General features: G+C 41.4%; 23 protein-coding genes. 20 read left to right on the top strand and 3 right to left on the bottom strand.

Annotation, left to right across the window (positions count from 1 at the left end; all coding sequences use genetic code 11):
* Positions 1 to 83: 83 nt before the first annotated feature.
* The 4 genes from ftsY to CXF93_RS19870 all read left to right on the top strand — a co-directional run bounded on the left by ftsY (position 84) and on the right by CXF93_RS19870 (position 4,483).
* The gene (gene ftsY / locus CXF93_RS19885) at positions 84 to 1,442 is read left to right on the top strand and encodes a signal recognition particle-docking protein FtsY (RefSeq protein WP_101064241.1); all 1,359 of its coding nucleotides are present in this window, start codon (positions 84 to 86) and stop codon (positions 1,440 to 1,442) included.
* 102 nt (positions 1,443 to 1,544) lie between these two features.
* Positions 1,545 to 2,216, top strand: coding sequence for a cell division ATP-binding protein FtsE (gene ftsE, locus CXF93_RS19880; RefSeq protein WP_101064240.1), 672 nt, complete (start codon positions 1,545 to 1,547; stop codon positions 2,214 to 2,216).
* Position 2,217: 1 nt separating this feature from the next.
* Positions 2,218 to 3,177: a permease-like cell division protein FtsX gene (gene ftsX, locus CXF93_RS19875; RefSeq protein ID WP_101064239.1), complete on the top strand. Its 960-nt coding sequence runs from the start codon at positions 2,218 to 2,220 to the stop codon at positions 3,175 to 3,177.
* Between the two features lie 97 nt (positions 3,178 to 3,274).
* Positions 3,275 to 4,483 (top strand): diguanylate cyclase, encoded by a 1,209-nt coding sequence (locus CXF93_RS19870; RefSeq protein ID WP_101064238.1) that lies wholly within the window; start codon positions 3,275 to 3,277, stop codon positions 4,481 to 4,483.
* A 34-nt stretch (positions 4,484 to 4,517) separates the two neighbouring features.
* On the opposite strand, the gene CXF93_RS19865 is transcribed toward CXF93_RS19870, so the two are convergent.
* Positions 4,518 to 5,117: a LysM-like peptidoglycan-binding domain-containing protein gene (locus CXF93_RS19865; protein WP_101064237.1), complete on the bottom strand. Its 600-nt coding sequence runs from the start codon at positions 5,115 to 5,117 to the stop codon at positions 4,518 to 4,520.
* 245 nt (positions 5,118 to 5,362) lie between these two features.
* Here CXF93_RS19865 and parC point away from each other — a divergent pair, with 245 nt between their 5' ends.
* Together parC and CXF93_RS19855 are read left to right on the top strand one after the other, a co-directional pair.
* Complete coding sequence (gene parC / locus CXF93_RS19860; RefSeq protein ID WP_101064236.1) at positions 5,363 to 7,618, top strand: DNA topoisomerase IV subunit A; 2,256 nt, start codon at positions 5,363 to 5,365, stop codon at positions 7,616 to 7,618.
* A gap of 67 nt (positions 7,619 to 7,685) precedes the next feature.
* Complete coding sequence (locus CXF93_RS19855) at positions 7,686 to 8,405, top strand: 1-acylglycerol-3-phosphate O-acyltransferase (protein ID WP_101064235.1); 720 nt, start codon at positions 7,686 to 7,688, stop codon at positions 8,403 to 8,405.
* Between the two features lie 166 nt (positions 8,406 to 8,571).
* Here the strand turns inward: CXF93_RS19855 and rsmC are convergent, their stop codons facing one another.
* Positions 8,572 to 9,606 carry a 16S rRNA (guanine(1207)-N(2))-methyltransferase RsmC gene (rsmC, locus tag CXF93_RS19850; RefSeq protein WP_101064234.1) on the bottom strand — a complete coding sequence of 345 codons (1,035 nt, stop codon included), beginning with the start codon at positions 9,604 to 9,606 and terminating at the stop codon, positions 8,572 to 8,574.
* Positions 9,607 to 10,016: 410 nt separating this feature from the next.
* Here rsmC and dapA point away from each other — a divergent pair, with 410 nt between their 5' ends.
* Together dapA and oxyR are read left to right on the top strand one after the other, a co-directional pair.
* Positions 10,017 to 10,934 (top strand): 4-hydroxy-tetrahydrodipicolinate synthase, encoded by a 918-nt coding sequence (gene dapA / locus CXF93_RS19845; RefSeq protein ID WP_101064233.1) that lies wholly within the window; start codon positions 10,017 to 10,019, stop codon positions 10,932 to 10,934.
* A 271-nt stretch (positions 10,935 to 11,205) separates the two neighbouring features.
* Positions 11,206 to 12,102 (top strand): DNA-binding transcriptional regulator OxyR, encoded by an 897-nt coding sequence (gene oxyR, locus CXF93_RS19840; protein ID WP_101064232.1) that lies wholly within the window; start codon positions 11,206 to 11,208, stop codon positions 12,100 to 12,102.
* Positions 12,103 to 12,281: 179 nt separating this feature from the next.
* Here oxyR and CXF93_RS19835 read toward each other — a convergent pair whose 3' ends face one another.
* Entirely contained in the window at positions 12,282 to 14,843 is a 2,562-nt protein-coding gene (locus CXF93_RS19835) for a penicillin-binding protein 1A (RefSeq protein ID WP_198551716.1), read from the bottom strand.
* 214 nt (positions 14,844 to 15,057) lie between these two features.
* Here CXF93_RS19835 and pilM point away from each other — a divergent pair, with 214 nt between their 5' ends.
* The 12 genes from pilM (at position 15,058) to trpS (ending at position 26,884) form a co-directional block, all read left to right on the top strand.
* Positions 15,058 to 16,089 (top strand): type IV pilus assembly protein PilM, encoded by a 1,032-nt coding sequence (pilM, locus tag CXF93_RS19830; RefSeq protein ID WP_232784272.1) that lies wholly within the window; start codon positions 15,058 to 15,060, stop codon positions 16,087 to 16,089.
* Entirely contained in the window at positions 16,089 to 16,643 is a 555-nt protein-coding gene (locus CXF93_RS19825; RefSeq protein ID WP_101064229.1) for a PilN domain-containing protein, read from the top strand. Before pilM ends, CXF93_RS19825 begins: the two co-directional genes overlap by 1 nt.
* A 1-nt stretch (position 16,644) precedes the next feature.
* A complete protein-coding gene (locus CXF93_RS19820) occupies positions 16,645 to 17,223 on the top strand; it encodes a type 4a pilus biogenesis protein PilO (RefSeq protein WP_101064228.1) in 579 nt (192 codons plus the stop codon).
* Positions 17,220 to 17,747 (top strand): pilus assembly protein PilP, encoded by a 528-nt coding sequence (locus tag CXF93_RS19815; RefSeq protein WP_101064227.1) that lies wholly within the window; start codon positions 17,220 to 17,222, stop codon positions 17,745 to 17,747. Before CXF93_RS19820 ends, CXF93_RS19815 begins: the two co-directional genes overlap by 4 nt.
* Before the next feature lie 65 nt (positions 17,748 to 17,812).
* Positions 17,813 to 20,044 (top strand): type IV pilus secretin PilQ, encoded by a 2,232-nt coding sequence (locus CXF93_RS19810; RefSeq protein ID WP_101064226.1) that lies wholly within the window; start codon positions 17,813 to 17,815, stop codon positions 20,042 to 20,044.
* A gap of 215 nt (positions 20,045 to 20,259) precedes the next feature.
* Positions 20,260 to 20,775, top strand: a complete 516-nt coding sequence (gene aroK / locus CXF93_RS19805) for a shikimate kinase AroK (protein ID WP_017221787.1) — start codon at positions 20,260 to 20,262, stop codon at positions 20,773 to 20,775.
* A gap of 10 nt (positions 20,776 to 20,785) precedes the next feature.
* Entirely contained in the window at positions 20,786 to 21,895 is a 1,110-nt protein-coding gene (aroB, locus tag CXF93_RS19800) for a 3-dehydroquinate synthase (protein ID WP_101064225.1), read from the top strand.
* Entirely contained in the window at positions 21,873 to 23,363 is a 1,491-nt protein-coding gene (locus tag CXF93_RS19795; RefSeq protein WP_101064224.1) for an SPOR domain-containing protein, read from the top strand. The genes aroB and CXF93_RS19795 overlap by 23 nt, the downstream gene beginning before the upstream one ends.
* A gap of 69 nt (positions 23,364 to 23,432) precedes the next feature.
* Positions 23,433 to 24,245: a Dam family site-specific DNA-(adenine-N6)-methyltransferase gene (locus CXF93_RS19790; RefSeq protein WP_101064223.1), complete on the top strand. Its 813-nt coding sequence runs from the start codon at positions 23,433 to 23,435 to the stop codon at positions 24,243 to 24,245.
* A gap of 193 nt (positions 24,246 to 24,438) precedes the next feature.
* Positions 24,439 to 25,113, top strand: a complete 675-nt coding sequence (rpe, locus tag CXF93_RS19785) for a ribulose-phosphate 3-epimerase (RefSeq protein ID WP_101064222.1) — start codon at positions 24,439 to 24,441, stop codon at positions 25,111 to 25,113.
* Positions 25,106 to 25,777: a phosphoglycolate phosphatase gene (locus CXF93_RS19780; RefSeq protein ID WP_101064221.1), complete on the top strand. Its 672-nt coding sequence runs from the start codon at positions 25,106 to 25,108 to the stop codon at positions 25,775 to 25,777. Before rpe ends, CXF93_RS19780 begins: the two co-directional genes overlap by 8 nt.
* A gap of 105 nt (positions 25,778 to 25,882) precedes the next feature.
* Positions 25,883 to 26,884 (top strand): tryptophan--tRNA ligase, encoded by a 1,002-nt coding sequence (gene trpS / locus CXF93_RS19775; RefSeq protein WP_101064220.1) that lies wholly within the window; start codon positions 25,883 to 25,885, stop codon positions 26,882 to 26,884.
* Positions 26,885 to 26,925 lie beyond the last annotated feature (41 nt).

The raw sequence follows: 26,925 nt of genomic DNA, 5'->3' as shown, positions 1-26,925 counted from the left end.
ACAGAAAGGTGATAATATAATCACCATATTGATATTGGGTCATTGTAGCAGTTCAAGACTGGCGAAAGTAAGGTTTTCTAAAAATGGCAAAAAAAAGCATGAAGAATTGGTTTGGTTTAGGTAAAAAAGACGCGTTCAACACAGATGAAAATAAAGTTAATCCGGAATTATTAGTATCGAGTGATGATGAAACGGCGGAAGAAAAAGCCATTCGTCGCGCTGCAGATTTACGACTTTTCACTGATTTCGAAAATAACAGTGCCGCGAGCGAAGCTGAGAATGTGGTTGCTGAACCTGAGGTTGTTTCAACAGAGCTTGCAGCACTAGATAGTGCTGACGTTATTGTAGCCGATTCTGTTAGCGAAGAAAGTGTTACAGAAGTTGTTGTTACTACTACAGATAATGCTAATGCCGACATTGTTAACGACGAAATTGTTAACAAGGAAAGAGCATCGGCAGTAGTTGATGCTGAAGCCGTAAGCGATGAATCAGTTGCAGATGAACCCGCTGAAAAAGATAAATTCTTTACCCGTTTGAAACGTGGCTTATCACGTACGAAAGGTAATATCGGTAGTGGCTTTAAAAACTTTTTCCGTGGCAAGCATATCGATGATGAGTTATTTGAAGAACTCGAAGAGCAATTATTAATTGCCGATCTGGGTGTTGCTACAACCACACGTATTATTGATAATTTAACCCAACAAGCATCACGTAAAGACTTAAAAGATGCTGAAGCCTTGTACGACATCTTGAAAAAAGACATGGCGGAGCTACTGCATAAGGTAGACCAGCCACTGGTTATTGATAGTAACAACAAACCCCACGTGATCTTAATGGTTGGTGTGAACGGTGTGGGTAAAACTACGACTATCGGTAAGATGGCGAAGAAATTCCAAGGTGAAGGTAAATCCGTGATGTTAGCGGCGGGCGATACATTCCGTGCTGCAGCGGTTGAACAATTACAAGTATGGGGCGATCGTAACGGTATTCCTGTGGTAGCCCAACATACCGGTGCTGATAGTGCTTCGGTGCTGTTTGATGCCATGCAATCAGCAACAGCCAAAGACGTTGACGTGCTTATCGCCGATACAGCGGGTCGTTTACAAAATAAAGCCCACTTGATGGAAGAATTGAAGAAAGTGGTACGCGTTATGCGTAAACACGATGCCACCGCGCCGCACGAGATCATGTTAACGATTGATGCGGGTACCGGTCAAAACGCCTTAAGCCAAGCGGAACTATTTAAAGAGGCGGTTGGTCTGACTGGCATTACCATCACTAAATTAGATGGTACTGCCAAAGGTGGTGTTATCTTTGCCGTGGCAGATAAATTTGAGATCCCAATTCGTTTTATCGGTATTGGTGAAGGTATTGATGATTTACGTACCTTTAATTCAGAAGAGTTTATTGAAGCGCTATTTAGTAACGAAGAACAAAAATAACAACATCAATATATTAAACCAAATACTCATCGTTAATGCGGTGAGTATTTATTTTCACTATGCTAAATTTTTATACCAGCACACAGCAAGGACGCGATCATCATGATTCGGTTTGATAATGTATCTAAAATTTACCCTGGCAGTCTTAGCGCGCTACAGAAAGTTAATTTTCATCTTGAAAAAGGTGAAATGGCTTTTTTAACGGGCCCCTCTGGCGCTGGTAAAAGTACCTTATTAAAACTAATTAGTATGTTAGAAAGACCAAGCGCAGGTGACGTGTTCCTTAATGGTCGTAATGTCAGTAAAGTCAATAAATCTGAGATTCCATTTTTACGTCGTGATATTGGTATTATTTTTCAAGACCATCGCTTGTTAGTCGACCGTACTATATTTGATAATGTTGCGCTGCCTTTGATAATTAAAGGCTATACCGCCAAACAAGTTAAAAATAGGGTCTTAGCGGCATTAGATAAAGTCGGTTTGTACAATAAAGCCAAGTGCTATCCGCCGATGCTTTCCGGTGGTGAGCAACAGCGCGTGGGTATTGCTCGCGCCATTATTTCCCGCCCGAAATTATTATTAGCAGACGAACCTACTGGTAACTTAGACCCACAGTTATCGATGGAAATTATAAAATTGTTTGAAGAGTTTAATCGCACTGGTACTTCGGTATTGATTGCCACTCATGATTTAGGCTTGATTGCTAAACTGCGCTATCGCACTTTGCGTATTAAGCAAGGCGAAATGTGTAATGATGAGTTACAAGGGATTTAACATGAATAATCAAACCAATAGTGCCGATGCATCCATGATTAAACGTATCCAAATTCGCTGTCAGCAGCATATTCACCAAGCCATGGGCAGTCTGAGCGATGTCTGGCGCACGCCTATTGCCTCATTGATGACAATGCTGGTACTTGGTGTCAGTCTCGCTTTGCCGAGCACCTTGTATGTGGTATTAAAAAATAGCCAAACAGTGAGTGCCCAATGGACCAGTCCGACAGATATTAATCTATTCTTAAAAAAAGACTTACCTGAGTCACGTTATAAAAATTTATTACAGCGCTTAAAGACCTACAAAGAAGTCGATAGTTTTGAATATATTTCTAAAGCACAGGGCATGGAAGAATTTAAGCGTTCTTCAGGGTTAGTTTCAGCGCTAACATTGCTCGATCATAATCCTTTACCAGCAGTCGTTGTGGTCACGCCTAAGCCTTATTATCGTAGCTCAATTGCGGCACAAGAGCTGTTGGCGAAACTCGTACGCGAACCTGAAGTCCAACAAGGAAAGCTGGATATCATGTGGTTAGAACGTCTTGACGGTATTCTTTCGATCTTAAGCGATGCCGTATTAGTGGTATCCACACTATTATTAAGTTCGGTATTATTAATTACCGGTAATACTATTCGCTTAAATATTTTATCTAATCGTGCTGAAATTGAAGTCTTAAAATTGATTGGCGCGACAAATTCATTTGTGCAACGGCCATTTTTATACACGGGTTTTTGGTATGGGGCTATCGGCGGTATTTTAGCCTGGCTAGTGACAATATTTATGGTGTATTGGATGGAAGATACCGTGCTTAATCTTGCTCAATTGTATAATACTGATTTTGTTATTGAGGGATTAACATTTAGTGAGGTCATCTTGTTGTTTAGCACAGCTATTAGCATGGGGTTGATCTCGGCGGCTATTTCGGTTAATTATTATATAGCTAAAATAGAACCGAGTTAATGGCTCATTAATGAGCATTGATTCTGGTTTAATTTATACAATGTTAGCGCTCTCGAATATTACTTTCAGCGTTGCGTTGCCACAATAAGTGACATTAATGTATTCAAGACTATTACTTACATTTGTAATCATGTTTGCCGGGCTTTTTATCCCGTCTCTTTTTGCTGTGTTGTCTGTCGAGCAGCAGAGCATGTTAGTTGAATTACCCAGTATATTATTTCTGCTGGTGATCGCGTTGAGTCATTTCTTTAAGCAAGGCCGCAGTGGTTTTGCGGCGTTATTAATGCTGGTGGCTTACAATCTTATTCAACTGCGGTTACAAACGCCACTGGCGATTGGTAGTACATTATTAGAATATTATTTTCTGGTGCTGTTATTACCGGCTAATTTAGTCTTGCTGTTATTCTTACCTGAACGCGCACTGTTTTCTTTTCAAGCACTCTCTTATCACGCTATTTTTATCTTGCAAGCGGCGGCTTATTACTGGTTTATTCAGCCCGAACAGTTACCTTTAGTTACTCATTTTTTAACGGCCATAGAGCCTTGGATTTTGGCGCTTGGTGATGTGTCGGTATTGCCTAACATCTTACTGGGTTTATTGATTTGTGCGGTGTTGACGGCGGCGATATTGATGTTGTTTAGAGATGTCGGCTCAGATCAAGCGTTTCTCAGCGCTTTACTCGCGTGTACCTTGACTGTGGTTGAGTTTGAGCAACCGTGGATATCGGCCAGTATGTTTATGATGAGCGCGGTTGTGTTGCTACTGTGCATATTAAAACGCAGTCATGAGCAAGCATTTATTGACGAACTTACCAGCATTCCGGGGCGTCGAGCATTAAACATCGATCTGGCGCAGTTAAGTGGTAAATACTGTATTGCCATGTTGGATATTGATCGGTTTAAAAAATTCAATGATACCTATGGTCATGATATTGGTGATACGGTATTGAAAATGGTGGCTGCGCAATTAACCTTGGTGAAGGGGCGCGGCAAAGTGTATCGCTATGGTGGTGAAGAGTTTACTATCGTATTTAAAGGTAAGTCGGCAGCAGACTGTGTCGGTTATGTAGATGAGATACGGTTATTAATTGCTGATTACCCTTTTCAAATTCGTCAGCCTATCGAACGACGTGAACTGCAGGTTGATAATACGACTGTCGAGGTTGATAAAACGGTGCTGGTGACCATTAGTATTGGTGTCGCAGAAGGGCGTAGTTCAATGACCAGCCCTGAAGAAGTGATTAAAGCAGCGGACCAATTATTGTATAAGGCTAAAGAAGCCGGACGAAATCAAGTGTGTGCTTGATTTCGCTAACGTCCCTCTTCGCTAAATCGTATCGTTAATTATAGATATAGCTGCCATCTTCACGTAACGAGAATAGTGTGGTTGCGCTATCAGCATCTGTAATTCTAAGCTGGATTAATTTACCTGCCGTGGAAATATAAAATGACATAACTTGTCCGGGTTGCACTTGGGTTATATATCGCTCAGGGGTGGGTACTGCGATTAAATCATGCAGTATTGCAGAAGGGATCTCATACTGACGAAAAATGCGATAAACAGAATCACCTTTACGAATAACGTGTGCACGCCATTCACCATCAATATTTTCTGGGTCTAGTACTTTAATCGGTACTGGCGCGGGTGTATTACTATCCTGGTCCTGTCCTACGTGGGCTCTATTTGCTACATTCTGAGTGGGAGCTATAGTCAGTGCGATTGATTTACGCTCACTACTCACATCCTTGCCCACACTACTTTCATCTGGGGTTGGCATAATTAGTAGCATCATCACAATCAGTGATAATATAGGTAATAATTTACGGTGCAGGCGCGGCAGTGATTTTAATGCATTGCGCAACACATTGACGCGTTTCGTTAATGACGGAAATAACAATTTCGTTTTTTCGATAAGAGAATATAATGCCTTGCTCTCCATGATTAATTTCCTGTGATTTTGTTTTTAATCGGATTATGAGCTAATTAAAATTGTTTTAGATAATGACAATAGTGGCGGGTTATAGTTGAAATAACTATCTATAACACGTCTGAATAATACTGATTGTTATTATCTAAGCTAATTCTATCGCGCGTTTCATCATAATATAAATGCTAAAAAATAGCATATGTTGTTTCGCCTTTGATTGTTAAATTTTTATTTTAATCTAAATAACAGGACTTTTGATGACTGATGTTATTGATATGAGCTTAGAGGGTGTCGAAGAGCAACCACTAAGGGAATTTACCGAGCAAGCATATTTGAACTATTCCATGTATGTGATCATGGATCGTGCCTTGCCTCATATTGGTGACGGATTAAAGCCAGTGCAACGCCGTATTACTTATGCGATGTCTGAGCTTGGCTTGCATGCTGGCGCTAAATATAAGAAGTCAGCGCGTACTGTCGGTGACGTATTAGGTAAGTATCATCCCCACGGTGATAGTGCTTGTTATGAAGCCATGGTATTAATGGCGCAACCGTTTTCTTATCGCTACCCGCTTGTTGATGGCCAAGGAAACTGGGGTGCGCCGGATGATCCTAAATCATTTGCTGCAATGCGTTACACCGAAGCAAAATTATCTAAATTCGCCGAAGTATTATTAAGCGAAGTAGGTTTAGGCACCGTCGACTGGTCGCCTAATTTTGACGGCACCATGAAAGAGCCGCAGTTATTACCGGCACGTTTACCGCATATCTTATTAAATGGTGTGACCGGTATCGCGGTTGGTATGGCGACCGATATTCCGCCGCATAATGTCCGTGAAATTACCAACGCCTGTTTACATTTAATTGATAAGCCAAACGCTGAATTATCGGAATTAATGGCGTACGTGAAAGGTCCGGATTATCCGACTGAAGCTGAAATTATAACGCCTAAAAAAGATATTGCTCAGATCTACGAAACCGGTAAAGGCAGCATTAAAATGCGAGCTGTATACACTCTAGAAAGTGGTGATATTGTTATTAGCGCGCTGCCACATCAAGTCTCTGGTGGTAAAATTTTAGAGCAAATTGCGGCACAAATGCAGGCCAAGAAATTACCTATGGTGGCAGATTTACGTGATGAATCAGATCATGAAAATCCAACCCGTTTAGTGATCATCCCGCGTTCTAATCGTATCGATATCGAACAGCTAATGGCACATTTATTTGCCAGTACGGATCTGGAAAAAAATTACCGCGTTAACTTGAATATGATCGGTTTGAATGAGAAACCGCAAGTTAAAGGTTTAAAGAAAATTTTATCGGAATGGCTAGAGTTTCGCCGTACCACGGTTCGCCGTCGTCTGCAGTTCCGCTTAGATAAAGTATTAGCGCGTTTACATACCCTTGATGGTTTATTGATCGCGTTTTTAAATATTGATGAAGTGATCGAAATTATTCGTCAGTACGACGATCCAAAAGCAGAATTAATTCGTCGTTTTGATTTATCAGTAAAACAAGCGGAAGCAGTATTAGAACTTAAATTACGCCATCTAGCCAAACTAGAAGAAATGCGCATCCGTGGTGAACAAGGTGAGTTGAATACCGAACGCCACAAGTTAGAACAGCTATTAGGTTCAGATCGCCGTTTAGCTACGCTGGTGAAAAAAGAGTTAATTGCCGACGCAGAGACATTTGGTGATGACCGTCGTTCACCTATCGTCGAACGTAAAGAAGCAAAAGCGTTAACAGAAAAAGAATTAATGCCTAATGAAGCGGTGACCGTGGTGTTATCGCAACAAGGCTGGGCACGTTGTGCCAAGGGGCATGATGTGGATGCCAAAGGTTTAAGTTATAAAGCCAGCGATGAGTATAAAGATGCTGCTGAAGGACGCAGTAATTGCCCAGCGGTATTCATCGATTCGAGTGGTCGTTCATTCGCACTTGATGCCCATACTTTGCCATCTGCACGTAGTCAGGGCGAGCCGCTAACAACTCGATTTACCCTAGCGCCAGGACAAACCTTTGCACATGCACTGATGGCTGATGATAGCCAACAATTCTTACTTAGTTCTGATGCCGGTTATGGTTTCATTGGTAAGTTCAGTGATATGGTCAGCCGTAATAAAAACGGTAAAGCATTGTTGACCTTACCTGTTGGTGGTTTGGTGATTGAACCGCAAGCGGTGACAGATATCACCACAGATCATTGCTTAATTATTTCTAACGAAGGTCGGATGCTAATTTTCCCACTATCGTCATTACCATTATTGTCTAAAGGTAAGGGCAATAAATTAATGAACATCCCATCTGCACGGGTTAAAAGCCGTGAAGAGTATGTGCAAATGCTGAAAATTGTGCCGGAAGGACAATCAGTCACGCTTTATGCTGGTAAGCGTAAATTGACATTGAAACCTGCTGATTTAGAACATTATAAGGGTGAACGCGGTCGTCGCGGCTTTAAGTTACCACGTGGATTACAGCGTGTTGATAGCTTAGATGTAGCACAAGAATAATTCAGCTAACGCTTGTACACTGAGTTCTTGCTCGGTATACTGCGGTGATGTTAAAAGAGGGTTACGAATGTTATTTATTAGTCGTTTAGTCTTGGTCATGCTGTTCATGATCTACTTATTGATCATGAGTATATTACGCTTTAGTTTACAGCCACGTGATCCCAAACACGTAGCATGTGTGGCGAGAAATTTTTCTCGTTTGGCGCGTATTTTTGGGGTTAAGCTCATCGTGCGAAAACCAGCTGGCTTGAATGATGCTGGTCCGTATGTATTTGTTGGCAATCATCAAAACAACTTTGATTTAATTACAGTGACGGCAGCAGTGCAACCGGGCACAGTGTCAGTGGGTAAGAAAAGTTTAATTTGGGTGCCGATTTTTGGTTTTGTTTATTGGTTATCAGGTAATATTTTGATTGATCGTAAAAACAAAAGTAAAGCGGTAGGTACGATTGCGACTGTGGCTGAACGTATTCGTAAAGGTCACTTGAGTATTTGGATGTTTGCCGAAGGCACGCGTAGTCGCGGCCGTGGTTTATTACCGTTTAAAACCGGTGCATTCCATACAGCCATTCAAGCTGAAGTACCAATTGTGCCGGTATGTTGTTCAAATACCCATAACAAGATAAAATTAAACCGTTGGGATAATGGCGAGGTGATTATTGAAATCATGGATCCAATTGCCACTACGGGTTTAGATCGCAAAGCGGTACGTCAATTATCAGCAGATGTGCATGCGATCATGAAAAAGCGTATTGACGAGTTATCTGTAGAAGCCAGAGATGCTTAGTTAAATGCTAATATTAGTCTGAATTATACGATACTGGAATTTAGATAAATAAAAAATTCAAGGTCGATAATTAATTCAGGCAGATAATAAAAACGCCCATAACAATCGCTTGTTATGGGCGTTTTTTATTCATGCAATTTTATTACGCAATTATTTATTAGCGTAACTATTTATTAGCGTAATAAACGGCGAACTTAGATGATTTTATTTGCAGTAAGCAATGGCCGAAAGAGGCTTCGATAATCTCTGGATATTTAAGGAAGCTATTTGCGACTAAGACTAAATGACCGCGTGGATTAATATAATCGTTCGCTTCTTTTAAGAATGTCTCAGTACTTGCATAATGGGTTTTCAATCCCGCATGGAACGGTGGGTTGGAAATGATATAATCAAATTTATCACTTACATCAGAAAACACATCTGAAAGGTAAGCTTGACCAGCTAATTCATTCGCAGCTAATGTTAATTGGCTCGATTTAACCGCAAGTGCGCTCACGTCTGTCATTTCAACTTTGCTTGCAGGGAAACGTTTAGCGATATAACTACCGATAATACCAGCGCCACAACCGAGATCAAGTACACGACCGGATGGTTTCTTGTGTAAGTTACTCAGTAGAATATTACTACCTGTATCGAGTTTACCGTGGCTAAATACGCCAGGTAATGTACAGACTGTTAGCTCAATGCCTTTTACTGAGATTGGGAATGTGGTGATCCAATCATCTTGAACAAACTTAGCCACTGGCTTATTCAGTTCAGTTACAAACAGTGAGCTACGACGTGCAGCATCGAGTTTGTTACAGATGTCGCCATACGGGGCAAAGAATTTATTGGCACTGCGAATACCAGCGTTGTTTTCACCAACCATGAAGATCATGGCGCCATCTTCTAGGTGTTCGGTGATGTTAGCTAATAGATATTCTACTTCTGCTTTTGATTTTGACATATAAATCAATGCAACTTGGTGTTTCTTAACTGCTTGATATTCTGTAGAGCAATGGTTATCAATATTGCTGACATCATCATAATGTAATTTAGCGGAATAATCGTAGCTGAATAAGGTTACTTTTTTCGCTATATTCGCTAATTCAGTAGGGTAGGTATCTTCGATGTAACCCGCAATCAACAGGTCTTTGTCTTCAAAATGTGCAGTATTACGCTCGAGTAATTGACTTGCAGGGGTATAGCTAGTGCTGATCATGGGTCTGGACTCTTTACTTAATTTGGTCGAAGATTTGGCCGGAGAGTATATACCCAAACTACTTCAATATCCTCCCCTTTCGCTTTACTGAGTGCATATCCCCGAGTCGCTCGGGTATCGATTATCCTGTGGGGAATTGTCTGCTGTGATTTTGCTTATGTATTATCTTGCTTGACATTTTGCGGTGAATGACGAATTATTAAATATTAAAAGTAAACGATAAATAATAAACGCCTAAATGTTTTTTCATCAAAATGAGAACGTCACATGCTTAATTTAAAACGAAAACAATTTAAACAAGGCAAATTAAAGCCAGCGTAGCATGTGATTCGAGAACATATAAATCCCTATAGGAACCTCGAACGCAATTTATGTAATCGAGGTTTTTTTATAACCGAAATGGAGCTTCTATGAGTGTTAACTCAACGGTCACCGATAAATCAGCAATGAAAGCATTACTTAAAGGTTCAATTGTTGCGTTGGTTACCCCGTTTAAAAATAATGAAATTGATGAACCAGCATTACGTAATCTTGTTGACTGGCATATAGCACAGGGTACGCACGGTATTGTTGCTGTAGGCACTACTGGCGAGTGTCCAACCTTGTCACTAGAAGAGCATTGTCAGATCCTCGATATCGTTGTTAACCAAGCGGCAGGGCGTTTACCGGTTATCGCTGGTGCAGGTTCAAATAACCCAACTGACGCGATTATGTTATCTAATCATGCGCAAGCGGCAGGTGCGATTGCGACGTTACATGTTGCAGGTTATTACAACCGTCCTTGTCAGGAAGGTTTATTCCAGCATTTTAAAGCGATTAACGATAACAATGATTTACCCATTATTGTTTATAATATTCCTGGCCGTGCGATTGTCGATATTCAACCTGAAACGTTAGCGCGTATGGCTGAACTCAAAAATGTTGTGGGTATTAAAGATGCGACTGGCGATTTGTCGCGCCCTTGGTTAGAACGCCAATTGATTAAAGGTGATTTCTCTTTCCTTTCTGGTGATGATTGTACTACGGTTGCTTACAATGTCTCTGGTGGTAATGGCCTGATTTCTGTGTCTGCGAATGTGGCACCAAAGCTGTATGCAGAAGTTCAGGAATTAACATTTGCAGGTAAATATGTTGAAGCGAGAGAATTACAAGATCGCTTGATCACCTTACATAACTTAATGTTTAAAGAAACAAGTCCGGCAGGTGTGAAGTATGCTGTCTCACTATTAGGCCTGTGTGAGCCTGAGTGTCGTTTACCTGTAATTGAACTAACCCAAGGTACAAAAGATGAAATCCGTGCTGCTATGATTGAATTAGAGTTGATTTAAGCTTGATGGCGTAAGGGGTTTATAAATAATGAAAACGGCGAGCTTAGGCTCGCCGTTTTTGATCTCGATAGTTAATTTTTAATAGCGAACACTAAGGCTTATTTATACCGCAGATAAAAGTATTAACGCACAAGTGGCCACAATAATTTATTTATGATCAAGTTATGCTGATTTTTTTGAGGATTAACCGTGTGGTTAGTTACTTTTATTGATAGTATATACAAATCAGTAATTGGTATTTAATTGTTTTTACCATTCAAGTTGGGTTGATATGAATTTAAGAGATTTAGAATATTTAGTTGCGTTGCAAGAATTAAAGCATTTTAGAAAAGCAGCGGAAAAGTGTTTTGTTAGTCAGCCAACGCTGAGTGGACAGATCCGTAAATTAGAAGATGAACTAGATGTCATTTTAATCGAGCGCACTTCAAGAAAGGTATTGTTTACCCCAGCGGGCGATCAAATTGCCGATCAAGCGCGTAGGGTATTATTAGAGTCGAAAGCGATTAAAGAAATTGCCAAGAGTTATGCTAGCCCGACCGCTGGGGCCATTCATATTGGTTTAATCCCAACGGTTGCGCCGTATCTGCTGCCACTCATAGTGCCATCGATGAAGAAACAGTTTCCAGATTTAGACATGTTTTTACATGAAAACCAAACCAATGAGTTATTAAAACAATTGGACGAAGGTGAGTTGGATTGTCTGCTGTTAGCTTACCTACCCGGTATGGAAAAATACGGTCATATTGAACTATACAAAGAACCATTAGAGCTGATTATTCCTAGCTCACATCGCTTTAAAGGTCGCGATCGTGTTGATTTGTCAGAATTGCGCGGCGAGCAGGTGCTGATGTTAGAAGATGGTCATTGCCTACGTGATCAAGCAATGGATTATTGCTTTACGGCCGGTGCTGAAGAAGATCAGAGCTTTAAAGCCACGAGTCTAGAAACACTACGTCATATGATTGCCGCAGAAGCGGGGGTGACATTATTACCGCATTTAGCTATTCCACGCACTAGATTCACCGAAGGTGTTGAATATATTAAATTTGTCGAACCTGAGCCAACCCGAAAAATCGTGCTGCTGTATCGTAAAGGGTCGGTAAGACGCCCTTGTTTTAATGACATAGCACAACTGATTAATAAGAAAGTAACGGCAACTATCGTTTAGCGATGTAGGTTAGTTAGATAGTTTAGATAGATAGTTTAGTTAGATAGTTTAGTTAGATAGTTTAGTTAGATAGTTAAACGATATGGCTGTGTAGATACGAACTGTTGAGATATAAAAATGGCGCTACTTTTAAAATAAAGTAGCGCCATTTTTTAGCTATTTAATCTTAACGATAAAGATTAAAACAAGTCATCGAGAGATTCTTCAGCTGCTTCACTGTGCTCATCTATTTGATCGAATGACGAGCCCGCATCTTGATTATTCACATATTCCGTTGGTTCCGTACCTTGAATAAAGTATTCAAAGCGCGAGGTATAATCTGATTTACGGGTGAGTAAGCCCGATTCTCGATCGATACGTACTTGGACTATATTCTCAGGCATTATACTCGGGCGTACTGGCACCCCTTTAAGCGCAAACTGCATGAATTCAATCCAAGCTGGCTGCGCTGTCTTAGCGCCCGCTTCCGCACCGTTAATTTGGTTTTTGTCCAGATTTATATTGCGGCTCACACGGCCTAAATCACGACTGTGGCTATCAAAACCAATCCAACTGGTTGCTGATAGGTCTGGGTTAAAACCCGAGAACCAAGCATCTTTTGATTCGTTTGTTGTACCTGTTTTACCACCAATATCGTGTCGTTTCAGTGCTGCAGCTGCTCGCCAACCAGTACCGTTCCAACCGGTTTTATGACGCCAACTACCACCACCCCAAATAACACTTGCCATAACTTCACGCATTAAGAACGCATTCTGTTCGGTGATAATACGCGGTGCTAATTGTTGCGAACCATAAGGGGCAATATCGCATTGTGCGAGTGCATCCCCTTCGACTGCTAACCAATGTTCAGGGTTATCTGTGCCCAATGCGATTTGTTTCTCACATGCTAAACAGGCTTGCTTTGGTGCTGCTTGAAATAGTAGCTCACCATTAGCGTCTTCAATACGGTCAATAAAGTAAGGGTCAACTTTAAACCCTCCATTAGCAAACGTTGCAAAGGCAACCGCCACTTCTAACGGTGTCAGCGATGCCGAGCCCAATGATAATGATTCATCACGGGGTAACTTAGCTTTATCAAAACCAAAGCGTGACATGTAATTAATGGCGTTAGTTAAACCGACTTGACGGAATACGCGCACCGACATGACATTTTTTGATTGTGCTAAGCCTAAACGGAAACGGGTTGGACCATTGTAGGTTGGCGGTGAATTTTTTGGTCGCCACGCGGTACCTGCACGTTTATCGCGTTGGTTGATAGGCGCATCATTGATTAATGTCGCTAGCGTTGCACCCTGTGCTAAACCAGCAGAATAGACAAATGGTTTGATGTTGGAACCAATTTGACGTTCAGCTTGGGTGACGCGGTTAAACTTACTTTGTTGATAATTAAAACCACCGACCAAGGCTTCAATTGCACCATCATTATTATCAATGGCAATGAAAGCAGAGCTAGCATCAGGGATCTGGCCTAACATCCATTGTGCCGGCTGTGTTGTTGCAGGCATCGGACGTAATAATACGATATCACCAGCACTGATAATTTCAGCCGCTGTTTGTGGCGCTGGACCTTGTTTATTATCGGCAATAAAGGGACGCGCCCATTTTAAACCATCCCAACTCACCGTCACTTGTTCGCCATTGGCTAATAATGCTGCGACGGTTTGGCCTGTTACTGCCGTAATAACTGCGGGTTGTAGTGGTTGATAACTGGGTTTATCTTTGAGTAATAATAATAGCTCTTCGTGACTAAGCACTTCATCATTAGTCCAAGCTTGGCCGAGCGGACCACGATAGCCGTGACGTAAATCATAATTAAGTAAGTTGTTAATCAGTGCTGTCGTTGCTGCCGTTTGGCGGTCGCTATGTACTGTGGTATAGACGTTTAGCCCTTGAGAATAAGCTTTATCTTCACCGTAGCGGCTAATCATTTCACTACGCACCATTTCAGCTAAATAAGGTGCCGACAATTCAATTTCTGCGCCGTGGTACTTACCGGTAATCGGCGCGTTGTTCGCTTCTTCAAACTGGGCTTGGGTGATATATTTCTCGTCTAACATTCGCAACAATACAATATGACGACGGGCTTTAGCACGTTTTGGTGAGCGAATCGGATTTAATGCTGATGGTGCCTTTGGTAAACCAGCAATGATCGCCATTTGCGCTAAGGTTAGTTCGTCGAGCGTTTTACCGTAATAAACTTGGGCTGCTGCGCCGATACCAAATGAACGATAACCCAATGGGATCTTATTCAGGTATAGGGTTAAGATCTCATCTTTGGTAAGATTTTGCTCAATATGCCAAGCTAAAAAGATCTCTTTAATCTTACGAATAAAGGTTTTTTCGCGGGTTAAAAAGAAGTTTCGCGCAACCTGCTGGGTAATGGTACTCGCGCCTTGTTTACGTTCGCCAGTCATGATCATGACCGTGGCTGCACGCACAATACCGATAGGATCTATACCTGGATGGCTATAAAAACGGTTATCTTCTGTGGCTAGAAATGCTTTGATCATCAAAGGGGGAACATCAGCAACCTCAATGGGAATACGACGTTTCTCACCAAATTGAGAGATCAGTTTGCCATCTTGGCTAAAGACCTTCATTGGCGTTTGTAACTGTATGGTTTTTAATGCGTTTACATCAGGCAGTTCTGGCTTGATATAGAAATATAGTGCAATGATGCTTCCTACACCGAGCAGTCCGCTGACGAATAAAAATACGGATAATCGTTTAATCCATTTCACAATAATGCTCACTATAATTTCTCAATAATCGATCATTATATCTCTGTTTTGTGAATTAGTACGAGTTGTTTATGATAGACCTCAGAGATTTAAGCCTGTATGCTTTAAATGCAACAAATAATTAACAATAAAATAACAAAATGGAAGTCATTGTTATTACATAGAGTTGAAGATCATTATGCTAAAGCTGTTTAAAAGGAATCAGACAGTGGCAATGATCGGAGTTGATTTTGGATCATCGTCCGTAAAGGCCCTCGCGCTGTCTAAGCGTTCAGAGCATTATGTGGTAGATATGGTATCAGAGGTAGCAACGCCAAAAGGATGTGTCGTTGATCACCAATTGCAAGATATAGAAGCATTAACCAATGTGTTGCAACACGTGCGTCAAGATTTTCCTTTCCGTTATAAACAAGCTGCTACTGCCGTATCTGGCACAAATGTTATTACGAAAATTATTTATGTTGACACCGACCTTTCTGGCCCCGAGCTGGAAATGCATATCGAGCTGGAAGCGGAAAGCTTAATCCCTTTTCCGCTGGATGAAATTAGTCTCGATTTTGAAATATTAGGTATCAATGATAACAATCCGGGCAAACATAATGTGTTATTGAGTGCGACTCGTACAGAAAGCGTCACCTCATTAGCGGGTTGCCTAGAAGAAAGCGACTTTATCCCGAAAATTGTGGATGTGGCTGCGCATGCATTAGCGCGATCTCACGATTTATATTTACGCCTGGCTGAGCTGCAAGATGATAGCAAAGTAGTGGCTGCGATTGATATTGGTACTAATATGACCATTTTTTCAATGCTGCATCAGGGCGAGTCAATCTATTCTCGGGTACAAAATTTTGGTGGCGAGAACTATACCCGCACCATTAGCGATCATTATAGCTTGAAACGTGATGAAGCTGAAAAAATGAAACTCGCGCAACAGTTGCCACTGGATTACGATATTGATGTATTAGCCCCTTATATTACCGCTTGCATACAGCAGATCCGTCGTAATGTGCAGCTGTTTACTAACTCTGGTACCTTGCAGAAAATAGATATGATCACGCTGAGTGGTGGTTCGGCATTAATCATGGAGTTGGCTCAGCAAGTGGAAAGCGAACTGGGTATCACCACCCGTGTTGCCAATCCTTTTGCTCAGTTTCACTACGCCGAAGAAGTCGAAGATAAAGAACGTTTAATCGCTAACGGACCGCGTTATATGGTTGCACTTGGCTTAGCGATGAGGGCGTTATAATGTCTAATATTAATTTATTACCATGGCGGGAAGTGGATAAAAAGCTTCGCCAGCAACGCTTTTTCACCTTCAGTGGCATAAGTCTTGGCGCGACGTTATTGGTCATGAGCATGCTGAATATGGTGATCGGTGGCTTTATCGACAACCAAAAACAGCGTAATACTTTGCTTATGCAAGAGATGCAGGTCATCGATGTCAAGCTAGGTAAAATTAAAGAGTTACGTGGACGTAAGGATAAACTCCAAGAACGTATTGCTTTAATTCAAAGCTTACAGCGCAGTCGTAATACTCCTACCCACTTAATGAATACCTTACCTCAATTGATACCAGCGGGTGTCAATCTAGCCAAGTTAACCTTTAAAAATGACATTATTAAAATTAATGGCACCAGTGATTCGAATACCCGTCTGGCAGTATTACTGCGTAATATTGAAGAATCAACGTGGTTGATCGAAGGTGACCTAGACTCCATTGTTGCTCTGCCTGGTGAAGAGGGAAATCGTTTTGAAATGCGCTTTTCGGTAACGCCGATGAAGACAGAGGCGGGCAGCTAAGATGAACTTACAAGAACTCAATGAACTGGATCTTGAAGATTTAGGCAATTGGCCTAAACCCGCCAAAATAGCCGTAAATATCATTTTTTCAGTATTAATTGCGGCATTATTCTATTGGCTATTTATCGCGTCATCGCTACAAGCGCTGGAGAATATTGAAAAGAAAGAAGCAAGTTTAAAATTACAGTTTGAAGCCAAAGCCAGCCTTGCTGGTAATTTAGGCTTATATACCGCGCAAATGTCGGAGATGGAAAATTTATTTAATCACATGCTTAGGCAGTTGCCATCAAAAAGTGAGACCGCCGGGTTGCTCGACGATTTGAGTTATATTGGCCAGCATAATGGCTTGCAGTTACGTAAATTTAAATGGTTGTCAGAAGTACAGCGAGACTTTTCTTATGAAGTGCCGGTAAGTTTAGAAGTCATTGGTACCTTTCATCAACTTGGTCAGTTTACCAGTGATATTGCCGCATTACCGCGGATAGTCACACTCGAAGATTTTACGATCACTAAACTGCAAGGGGAATTGCTGAAAGTGAATATGATTGCCCGCACCTATCGTTATAAGGGGGATAAATGAAGCGTATTAGTAGTCTAATATTTCTCGCGTTAACGGTAACTGGGTGTACTGGGGATAATCAGGATCTGGTTGATTACATTAATGAGGTTAAAGCGCGTAAAGGTAATTTAATTGAACGTGTACCGGATATGGAAAGCTTTGTAGCCTTGCACTATTCGGAAACTGGAGCGCGTAATCCGTTTTCTAATCCGCGTCCCGAGTCGGTGAAAGCAGAAACACCGTTTCCACAAAATTGTCCGCAGCCAAATTTTGCGCGGATTAAAGGGCCGTTAGAAACCTATTCGTTAGATAATTTAAATATGCATGGCACCTTAGGCAGTGAAAAGCACCTTTGGGGACTAATAAGAGCAAGTACGGGAGAGATATTCCGAGTTTCACCGGGTGATTATATTGGACTTAATCACGGTGAAATACTCGACATAACCAAAAACTACATCGAATTGTCTGAGTTGATATTAACGGGTAAAGGCTGCTGGCAAGTTCGCACCACGCAAATCTCGCTTAGTAGCCAAGGTAACGGTTAATAGCAGGCAAGACAATCGTGCGTAGTAACCAAGACCACAATTAAGCCATTTTCAGGGATGATGAAATGACTAAATCATATGTAAGATGTACCAATATCGTCAAGGTATTGGTTTTATGTACCACACTTTTATGCTCTGCTTTCAGTTTTGCTGAGCCACAATTAAAGCAAATTCATTTAAACTCGTTAGCCGAAGGCCAACTAGAACTTGAATTTGAATTTAATGAAAATGTTGTTGAATATGCGGATAAACTACACTATTCACCACATCAACTGGTTATCTTAGTACCCGATGCTAGCTCTACTTTGTTGCTTAACCCTGTGGTTATCGAACAAGGTAATGTGTTGAATGTAGCGGCAGAACGTGTCGATTTAGGCCTTAAAATCACCATCGCTTTAGATGCACTGGTGCCGTATCAAATTATTCAAAGTAATAATAGTTTAATCGCTACTTTTGGACTGTTAAGCAGTGATTTCATTGTCCCGGAAGTTGCAGACAGTAACACCAATAGTTATACCTTGGTGCTTGCCGTTGAGCCCACAGTGGCAACGGCTGGAAATAGTGCGGTATTACCAGCAGCCACTGTTAGCACATCTTTGCTGGCCACTGAAGATGGTCGCCAAGTGACGGTGCAGTCACCTAAACTTGAAGATATCATCCCTATTGCAGACGATGAGGAAGAAGATTTTAGTGGTTTTGTAAACCAAGTGCGTGGTATTGATTTTCGTACCGGTAATGATGGCAGTGGCAAATTAATTTTAACCATGAAAAACAGCTCGATGGCCGTTGATATTAAGCGTAAAGGCAACAAATTAGTGGCTGAATTTCATAGCACCGCCATTTTGAAAAAATTGCTCTATATTTTAGATGTAGCAGATTTTGGTACCCCGGTCACCGCCATCGAAACTTTTCATGATGAAGGGCTCACGTCTTTTGAACTAGACGTTAGTGATGACTTTAATTACCGCTATGATCAAGCAGATAATATCTTTGTGATTGAAATTACCAAGAAAGATGCGGATGGAAAAGGCAGTAAATATCAAGGGCAGGCGATTTCACTGAACTTCCAAGATATTCCAGTACGTACCGTACTGCAGTTAATCGCTGATTTTAATGAGTTTAATTTAGTTACCACAGATTCCGTGAATGGTAATATCACCCTGCGTTTAGATAGTGTACCATGGGAGCAAGCGCTTGATATTGTAATGAAAGTGAAAGGCTTGAGTAAGCAGCTCGACGGTAATGTGTTGATGGTTGCACCTGCAGATGAGCTAGCGGCCTTAGAGCGTCGTGATCTTGTTAGTAAGAAGGAAGTGGCTGATTTAGCCGAGTTACAATCGGAGTTTATCCAAATTAGCTTTGCTAAAGCGGCCGATATTACCAAGCTTTTGTCACAAAAAGATTCTAGTCTGTTATCATCACGCGGCTCTGTTAGTTTTGATGAACGAACTAACACGGTATTGATTAAAGATACAGTGACAGTTATTGCCAATGTAAGACGTATTGTTGATATACTTGATGTACCTGTACGTCAGGTTATTATTGAAGCAAGAATGGTGTCAGTGGTTGATAACCTAGATGATGAACTCGGGATCCGCTGGGGTCTTAGTGGCAGTACGGATATTGGTAGTGGCTTAGGTTCAACATCGGGTTCTATTGAAGGCAATGACTCATTGGCTGGGGGTAATGTCCCTGCTATTGGTGACCGTCTCAATGTTAATCTACCTGTTGCATCACCAGCGGGTTCTATTGCGTTTCAAATCGCAGAGTTAGCCAGTGGGCAAATACTTGATTTAGAACTCTCTGCGTTAGAAGCAGAACAAAAAGCAGAAGTGATCGCAAGTCCAAGAATTACCACTACCGACCAGAAGTCAGCGTATATTGAGCAAGGTACGGAAATCCCGTATGTTGAATCAAGTTCGAGTGGTGCTACCTCTATCGCCTTTAAAAAAGCGGTATTGGGTTTACAAGTAACACCACATATCACCCCGGATAATAAAATCATCTTAGATTTGAAAATAAATCAAGATACCCGAGGTGAGGATGTTAAGACCGTGGGTGGCGAAGCTGTATCGATTGATACCCAAGTTATTAGCACCCAAGTTTTGGTTGAAAATGGCGAAACTGTGGTGTTAGGCGGTATATTTAAGCATGAAATTAAAAAGATTGTAACGAAAGTTCCGGTTCTCGGTGATATCCCTTGGTTAGGCGTATTATTCCGTAGTACTAAGAATATTAATCAGAAACGAGAGCTGTTAATCTTCGTTACACCAAAAGTGGTAGTGGATACGTTGTAACCTACCTTTGACAAAAGGCCGTAAAAACTATATAAATAGCGGTCTTTTTCTGCCTGAAATGTCATCACCTGGTTTTTTTACCGGGTGTTGCTGATTTTGGCTGTTGCCAAAATGTCTCATCACTGATTGTTATAATCAAGAGGACATTTTATAGGTAGGTCTGGTGCCCCCTAAGAAAAAGGGTGTTATTACTTTAGATTTATTGAAGAGTTAAAATGGCTGAAAAACGTAATATATTCCTAATAGGCCCAATGGGCGCAGGTAAAAGTACAATTGGTCGTCAACTAGCTAGCCAGTTGCATTTAGACTTTATCGATTCGGATCATGAAATTGAACGTCGCACTGGCGCAGACATTTCATGGGTATTCGATGTTGAAGGTGAAGCTGGTTTTAGAGTTCGTGAGGCGGAAGTTATTGACGATCTAACACAAGAGCAAGGCATTGTGTTAGCAACGGGCGGTGGCTCAATTTTAAGTAAAGAAAGTCGTAACTATCTTTCTGCTCGTGGTGTAGTTGTTTATTTAGAAACAACTATTGATAAGCAGTTGGTAAGAACGTCACGCGATAAGCGTCGTCCTTTACTACAAACTGAAGAACCACGTGATGTTCTGGAAACATTAGCTGATGATCGCAATCCTTTGTATGAAGAGATTGCTGATTTTACAGTTAAAACAGATGAGCAAAGCGCTAAAATTGTTGCGAATCAGATTATAAAGTTACTAGATTTTTAATTGAGGTCACATGGAAAGGTTAACTGTTGAACTGGGTGAGCGGAGCTACCCTATTTATATTGGTGAAGGCGTATTAACGCAAGCAGAGCAATTTAAGTCTGCGATAACAACCAATAAAGTCGTCGTGATATCCAACGATACGGTTGCACCGTTGTATTTACAACGCGTTCAAGCATTGTTACATGACTATGAATTTGACAGTATTATTCTTTCTGACGGTGAGCAATTTAAAACCTTAGATACTTTAAATGAAATATTTACCGCGCTACTGCGTGAGAATTGTGGACGTGATACCACGTTGATTGCTCTCGGTGGTGGTGTTATTGGTGACATGGTTGGCTTCGCGGCCGCCTGTTACCAACGCGGTATCCCCTTTATCCAAATCCCGACGACTGTGTTGAGTCAAGTTGATTCCTCGGTTGGCGGTAAAACGGCAGTTAACCATCCATTAGGTAAGAATATGATTGGCGCTTTTTATCAGCCCAATGCTGTTTTTATTGATACGGTTTGTTTAGCTACCTTACCTCGACGCGAACTGGCGGCTGGTATGGCTGAAGTAATTAAGTATGGGATCATTTATGATGCCGACTTCTTTGTTTGGCTAGAAGAAAATATCGCAGCACTCATGGCGCTTGATACAGCGGCATTAGAGTATGCAATTTATCGCTGTTGTGAAATTAAAGCCGAAATTGTTGCCATTGATGAAAAAGAACATGGCTTACGCGCGCTATTAAACCTTGGTCACACCTATGGTCATGCTATTGAAGCTGAAATGGGTTATGGCGTTTGGTTGCACGGTGAAGCGGTTGCAGCTGGTATGATCATGGCTGCGCAGACATCAGCAGCAATGGGTTTATTGACGCGCGCTCAAGTAACCCGTATCGCCGCGCTAATCACCGCAGCGGAATTACCGTTACTGGCGCCAGCAGAAATGGACTTTGGTGCATTTATGCAACACATGAAGCGTGATAAAAAAGTACTTAATGGTCAACTGCGTTTCATTTTACCAACTTCCATCGGTAGTGCTGAAGTGTTATCGACAGTAACTGAAAACACATTACGTGATGTGGTTAACTTCCATAATCAGGCGGACTCTAGTGCACTATTCAGTTCAAACTGAAATATATTCTCAAACGCAGCTGTGTGAACGGCTGCGTCATCTCACACAATTCTCTTCACATTTATTACTCGTAAGCGGTGAATCAGGTTCAGGTAAATCAACTGTATTACGGCATTATGTAGAATCAGATTTTAATCAGAAAACCATTACTATTGATGCACAGCAGTGTCATGATGATGCTGCGTTGCGAACGTTATTATTACAACAGATTAGCTATGATGGTCGTTTTAATCCCCATATTCCACTGGTGGATAGCTTACCGCTGTTTGCTCAGCAGCTTGAGTATGAGCTGACGGTCTGTATTGACAATGCGATGGCATTGTCGGCTGCGAGCATTGCGGAATTTGCGCAATTAGTCGAACTAAGCCTTAATAATAGAATTAGTATTAAAGTAAATATCATTTTATTTGCAGACAGTAAGTGGGTTGATATAACTATGCTGCAGTTTGCAAAATCAGCAACCAATGTATTGGAGTTGGAAATGACGGAACTCGATCCGCAAGCCGCTGTAAAATTTGTACAACAACAGTTTAATAACGCTGGTTACAAGCCGACATTCGTTAATCAGGACGCGATTAATCGTCAAATTGAAGCCTGTCAGGGTAACCCTGCCGAGTTAGCTAAATGTGCGCAAGCAATTATGCAAGGCCAAGTATATAACCCAGATTCAGCAGTGGCGAACGTGGCAACTCAACCGGCGAAGAAAGGCAATAAGTCGTTCTACTTAGCGGGTATTATTGCTGGGGTAGTATTACTTGGTAGTGCCGGTTCATTCTTGTATGACGCCTATCAAACAGAGCAACAGCAAACGGCTGAGCGCGTGATGGACGAGTCATTAGCAACTGATTTGCAGATGATACAAGACGGTACTGTGGCGACAGATCCTGAGGCTGGCGATGCCACGACTGCGGCAGATGCCAGTACACCGCAAATGTTTGCCAGTGATTGGGATGAGGAATTACCCACCGAAATAGGTCAAACTATTACCCTCACAGATCCGCCAGTGACTGAAGCTACTCTACCAACGCAGAAGCAGCGTGTGGTGATTGATGATGCTGCGGTGAACAAGATGCTGGCTAAGCAAAATGCAGCCAACCCTGCTGCTGTAGTTGATAGTAAAGCGGACATCGACGATGTTGATAATGCTGTTATTAAAGCCATTGCAAGTACGTCTGAAGTCGCTGACGGTAAAGCTTGGGTGATGGTGCAACCGGCGAAAAATTATACGTTTCAGATTGCTGGTTTAAGCCGTGAATCACAGCTAAAACAGTATTTAAACGAAAATGAATTACCTGAAAATATCTGGACCTATGAAACCGTGCGCAATAACAAACCTTGGTATGTCGTTCTTTACGGTAGTTTTAGCAGTGTTGAACAAGCGAATGCAGCAAAGCTGAAATTACCAGCTGCGGTACAAAAAGATAAACCGTGGCTGAAGCGATTCACTCAGATACAAAGAGATTTATAAAAAAACAGCGCAATTTCGCTGTAATCCATGTACAATCGGCCCCCTTTTATTTAGCGGTATAAGTCACAAATGCAGAAAACGCGAGCCTTCTTAAAGTGGGCCGGAGGTAAGTATTCTCTGGTTGATCATCTACGTGAAAAATTACCGAAAGGTAAGCGTTTAGTTGAACCGTTTGTTGGTGCTGCTTCAGTCTTTTTAAATACTGACTATGACGAATACCTGTTAAATGATATTAATCCTGATTTGATTAATATGTATAAGATCCTGCAGCAAAAACCCGAGCAGTTCATTGCCGATGCGCAGCGTTTCTTTACCCCCGAATTTAATGACAAAGAGCGTTATTATAAAATTCGTGAGAAGTTTAATAAAACCAGTGATCCTTATCAGCGTTCGTTGATGTTTCTATACATGAATCGCCATGGTTTTAATGGCTTATGCCGTTATAACAAATCAGGTGGGTTTAATGTGCCATTTGGATCATACAAAAAACCGTATTTCCCGTTAAAGGAATTACGTTTCTTCGCTGAAAAATCAAAAAAAGCCACGTTTATTTGTGAATCATATGCTGATGTTTATAAGCGTTTAAACAGTGATGATGTGGTTTATTGTGATCCTCCGTATGCACCACTAAGCACCACCGCGAGTTTCACTTCGTATTCGAGCAATGGTTTTAGCCTTGATGATCAGGCTTTACTGGCTAAAGTGTCACGAGAAACCTCACAACAGCGAAACATTCCGGTATTGGTTTCCAATCATGATATTCCGTTAACCCGTGAACTCTACCATGGCTCTACATTTGAAGTGGTGCAGGTAAAACGCACCATTAGCCGTAATGCTGGTAAACGTAACAAAGTTGACGAATTGCTTGCACTGTATCGTTAAATTTACGCTATGTTGCTTGCACTGTATCTAGGTTAGATAGTTAAACACGCGCTTTTGCGTGTTAATCGTCCTCCATTCTTCGGTCAAACCTCAGTTGTCAGTGTTATTCTGGTTTTATTATTTTACCCTAGGGGCTAACTTAGGGTAAGATTTACGCAGAGTAATGGAATAACAACAACTGAGAGCATGCCAAATGAAAAACTTTCTGATTGCCCCTTCTATTTTATCGGCTAATTTTGCTAACTTAGGTCAAGAAGTCGATGCTGTGCTGGCCGCTGGTGCCGATGTCATCCATTTTGACGTGATGGATAACCACTATGTGCCAAACCTCACGATAGGTCCCATGATCTGTAAAGCCTTACGTGACCACGGTGTTACCGCGCCTATTGATGTGCATTTAATGGTGCGTCCTGTTGATCACATGATTAATGAATTTGCCAAAGCGGGCGCAACAATGATCACTTTTCATGCGGAAGCATCTGATCATGTCGACCGTTCTTTGCAACTAATCAAAGAACACGGTTTAAAAGCGGGACTGGTATTGAATCCGGCAACACCGCTACATCACTTAGATTATGTGATGGATAAGTTAGATATGATCTTACTGATGTCAGTAAACCCTGGTTTTGGTGGTCAAAGTTTTATTCCTGCTACATTACAGAAATTACGCGATGTACGTAAATTAATTGATGCCAGTGGTCGCGATATTATTCTCGAGATTGATGGTGGCGTTAAAGTAGATAACATTCGTGAAATTGCAGAAGCGGGCGCAGACATGTTTGTTGCGGGCTCTGCGATTTACGGCCAAGCAGACTATAAAAAAGTCATTGATGAAATGCGTTCGGAGTTAGAAAAAGCCAATGTTTAAGCTTATTTGTTTTGATTTAGACGGTACCCTTGTTGATAGTGTGCCTGATTTAGCCGCGGCAGTTAATTGCATGCTGAGTGATTTTGACCGTGCTCATTTCTCTGAAGATGAAGTACGTGGTTGGGTTGGTAATGGTGCGCAAGTATTAGTACAACGTGCATTGTCTGGCAGTGTAAACATTGCTGATGATATTGACCCAGCATTATTTAATGATGCACTAGCGTCATTCTTAAAGCACTATTCTGCCAATGTATATACGCACAGTGTGTTATATCCAAATGTAAAAGAAACCTTAACAGCACTGCGCGATGCTGGCTTGAAACTGGCGATTGTCACCAATAAACCTATGGTACAAGCTATCCCAGTACTTGAATTAGCCGGTATTAGCGAGTTTTTTGAAGTGGTGCTGGGTGGTGATTCTCTGGCTGAGAAAAAACCTAATCCATTACCGCTATTACATTGTTTAGAGCATTATAAATTGACTGCCGCTGATGCGTTAATGGTGGGTGATTCTAAGAATGATATTATTGCCGCACAAGCTGCGAACTTTACTAGCTTTGGTTTAACTTATGGTTATAACTACGGTATTCCAATTAGCGACAGTAACCCTGACTTTGTTGCCGATGATATCAGTGAATTACTATCTGCAGTTAAATTGAAGTAATCGATTACCTTGCGTAATGACATAAAACGTAACGAAATAAACATGATTGGGTAAGTCGATGCACTTGCCCACAATTGAAAAATTAAGAGATTGGGAAATAAATATATGACAAAGCCTGTGGTATTAAGTGGTATTCAGCCTTCTGGTAGCATGACGATTGGTAACTATATTGGTGCCATCAACCAATGGCTGGACATGCAGGAACACAGCGACTGTCATTTCATGCTTGCGGACTTACATACCATTACGGTACGCCAAGACCCGAAAGAGTTTAGATCGCAGGTGCTTGAAGGCCTAGCAATGTATGTTGCATGTGGTTTAGACCCTGAAAAGTCGACTATCTTTTTACAATCTCAAGTTCCAGAACATGCTCAATTGAGTTGGTTACTTAACTGCTATACGCAGATGGGTGAATTAAACCGCATGACGCAGTTTAAAGATAAATCGAACAACTCAAGCAGCAGTAATTCAGGTTTATATACTTACCCTGTGTTAATGGCAGCGGACATTTTACTTTATCAAGCAGATGAAGTGCCAGTTGGCGATGATCAAAAGCAGCATTTAGAATTAGCGCGTACTATCGCGACGCGTTTTAATAATATCTACGGCGACGTATTTAAAGTGCCAGAACCGATGATCCCAACGTTGGGCGCACGTATTATGAGCCTGCAAGATCCGCTGAAGAAAATGTCTAAGTCTGATGATAATCCAAAAGCGTATATCAAGTTATTAGATCCGCCGAAGCAGATTGCCAAGAAACTGAAAAGTGCAGTAACAGACAGTGATGAGCAAGCACGTATTTACTTTGATAATAAAGAAAAACCGGGTGTATCTAACTTACTGACGTTACTTTCTGTTGCGACTAAGCGTCCAATTGCTGACCTTGTGCCTGAATACGAAGATAAAATGTATGGTCACTTGAAAGGAGATACCGCTGACGCTGTTGTGGCTATGATTGAGCCTATTCAAGCGCGTTACCACGAGTTACGTGCTGATGAGACAGAGTTGAACCGTATCATGCGTATCGGTGCTGAGAAAGCCTCTGAGCGCGCTGCACCAACATTAGCGAAAGCGTATGAAGCAGTTGGTTTTATTTCTAATAAGTAATTTACAGTAATGTAATTTATTAAGCCCTATATCAGGTTTCT

Origin of the sequence: Moritella sp. Urea-trap-13, from assembly GCF_002836355.1 — a bacterium.
GTDB lineage: Bacteria > Pseudomonadota > Gammaproteobacteria > Enterobacterales > Moritellaceae > Moritella.
Note: the sequence above shows the minus strand (reverse complement) of the source record. Positions and strands in the feature narration are given on the sequence as shown.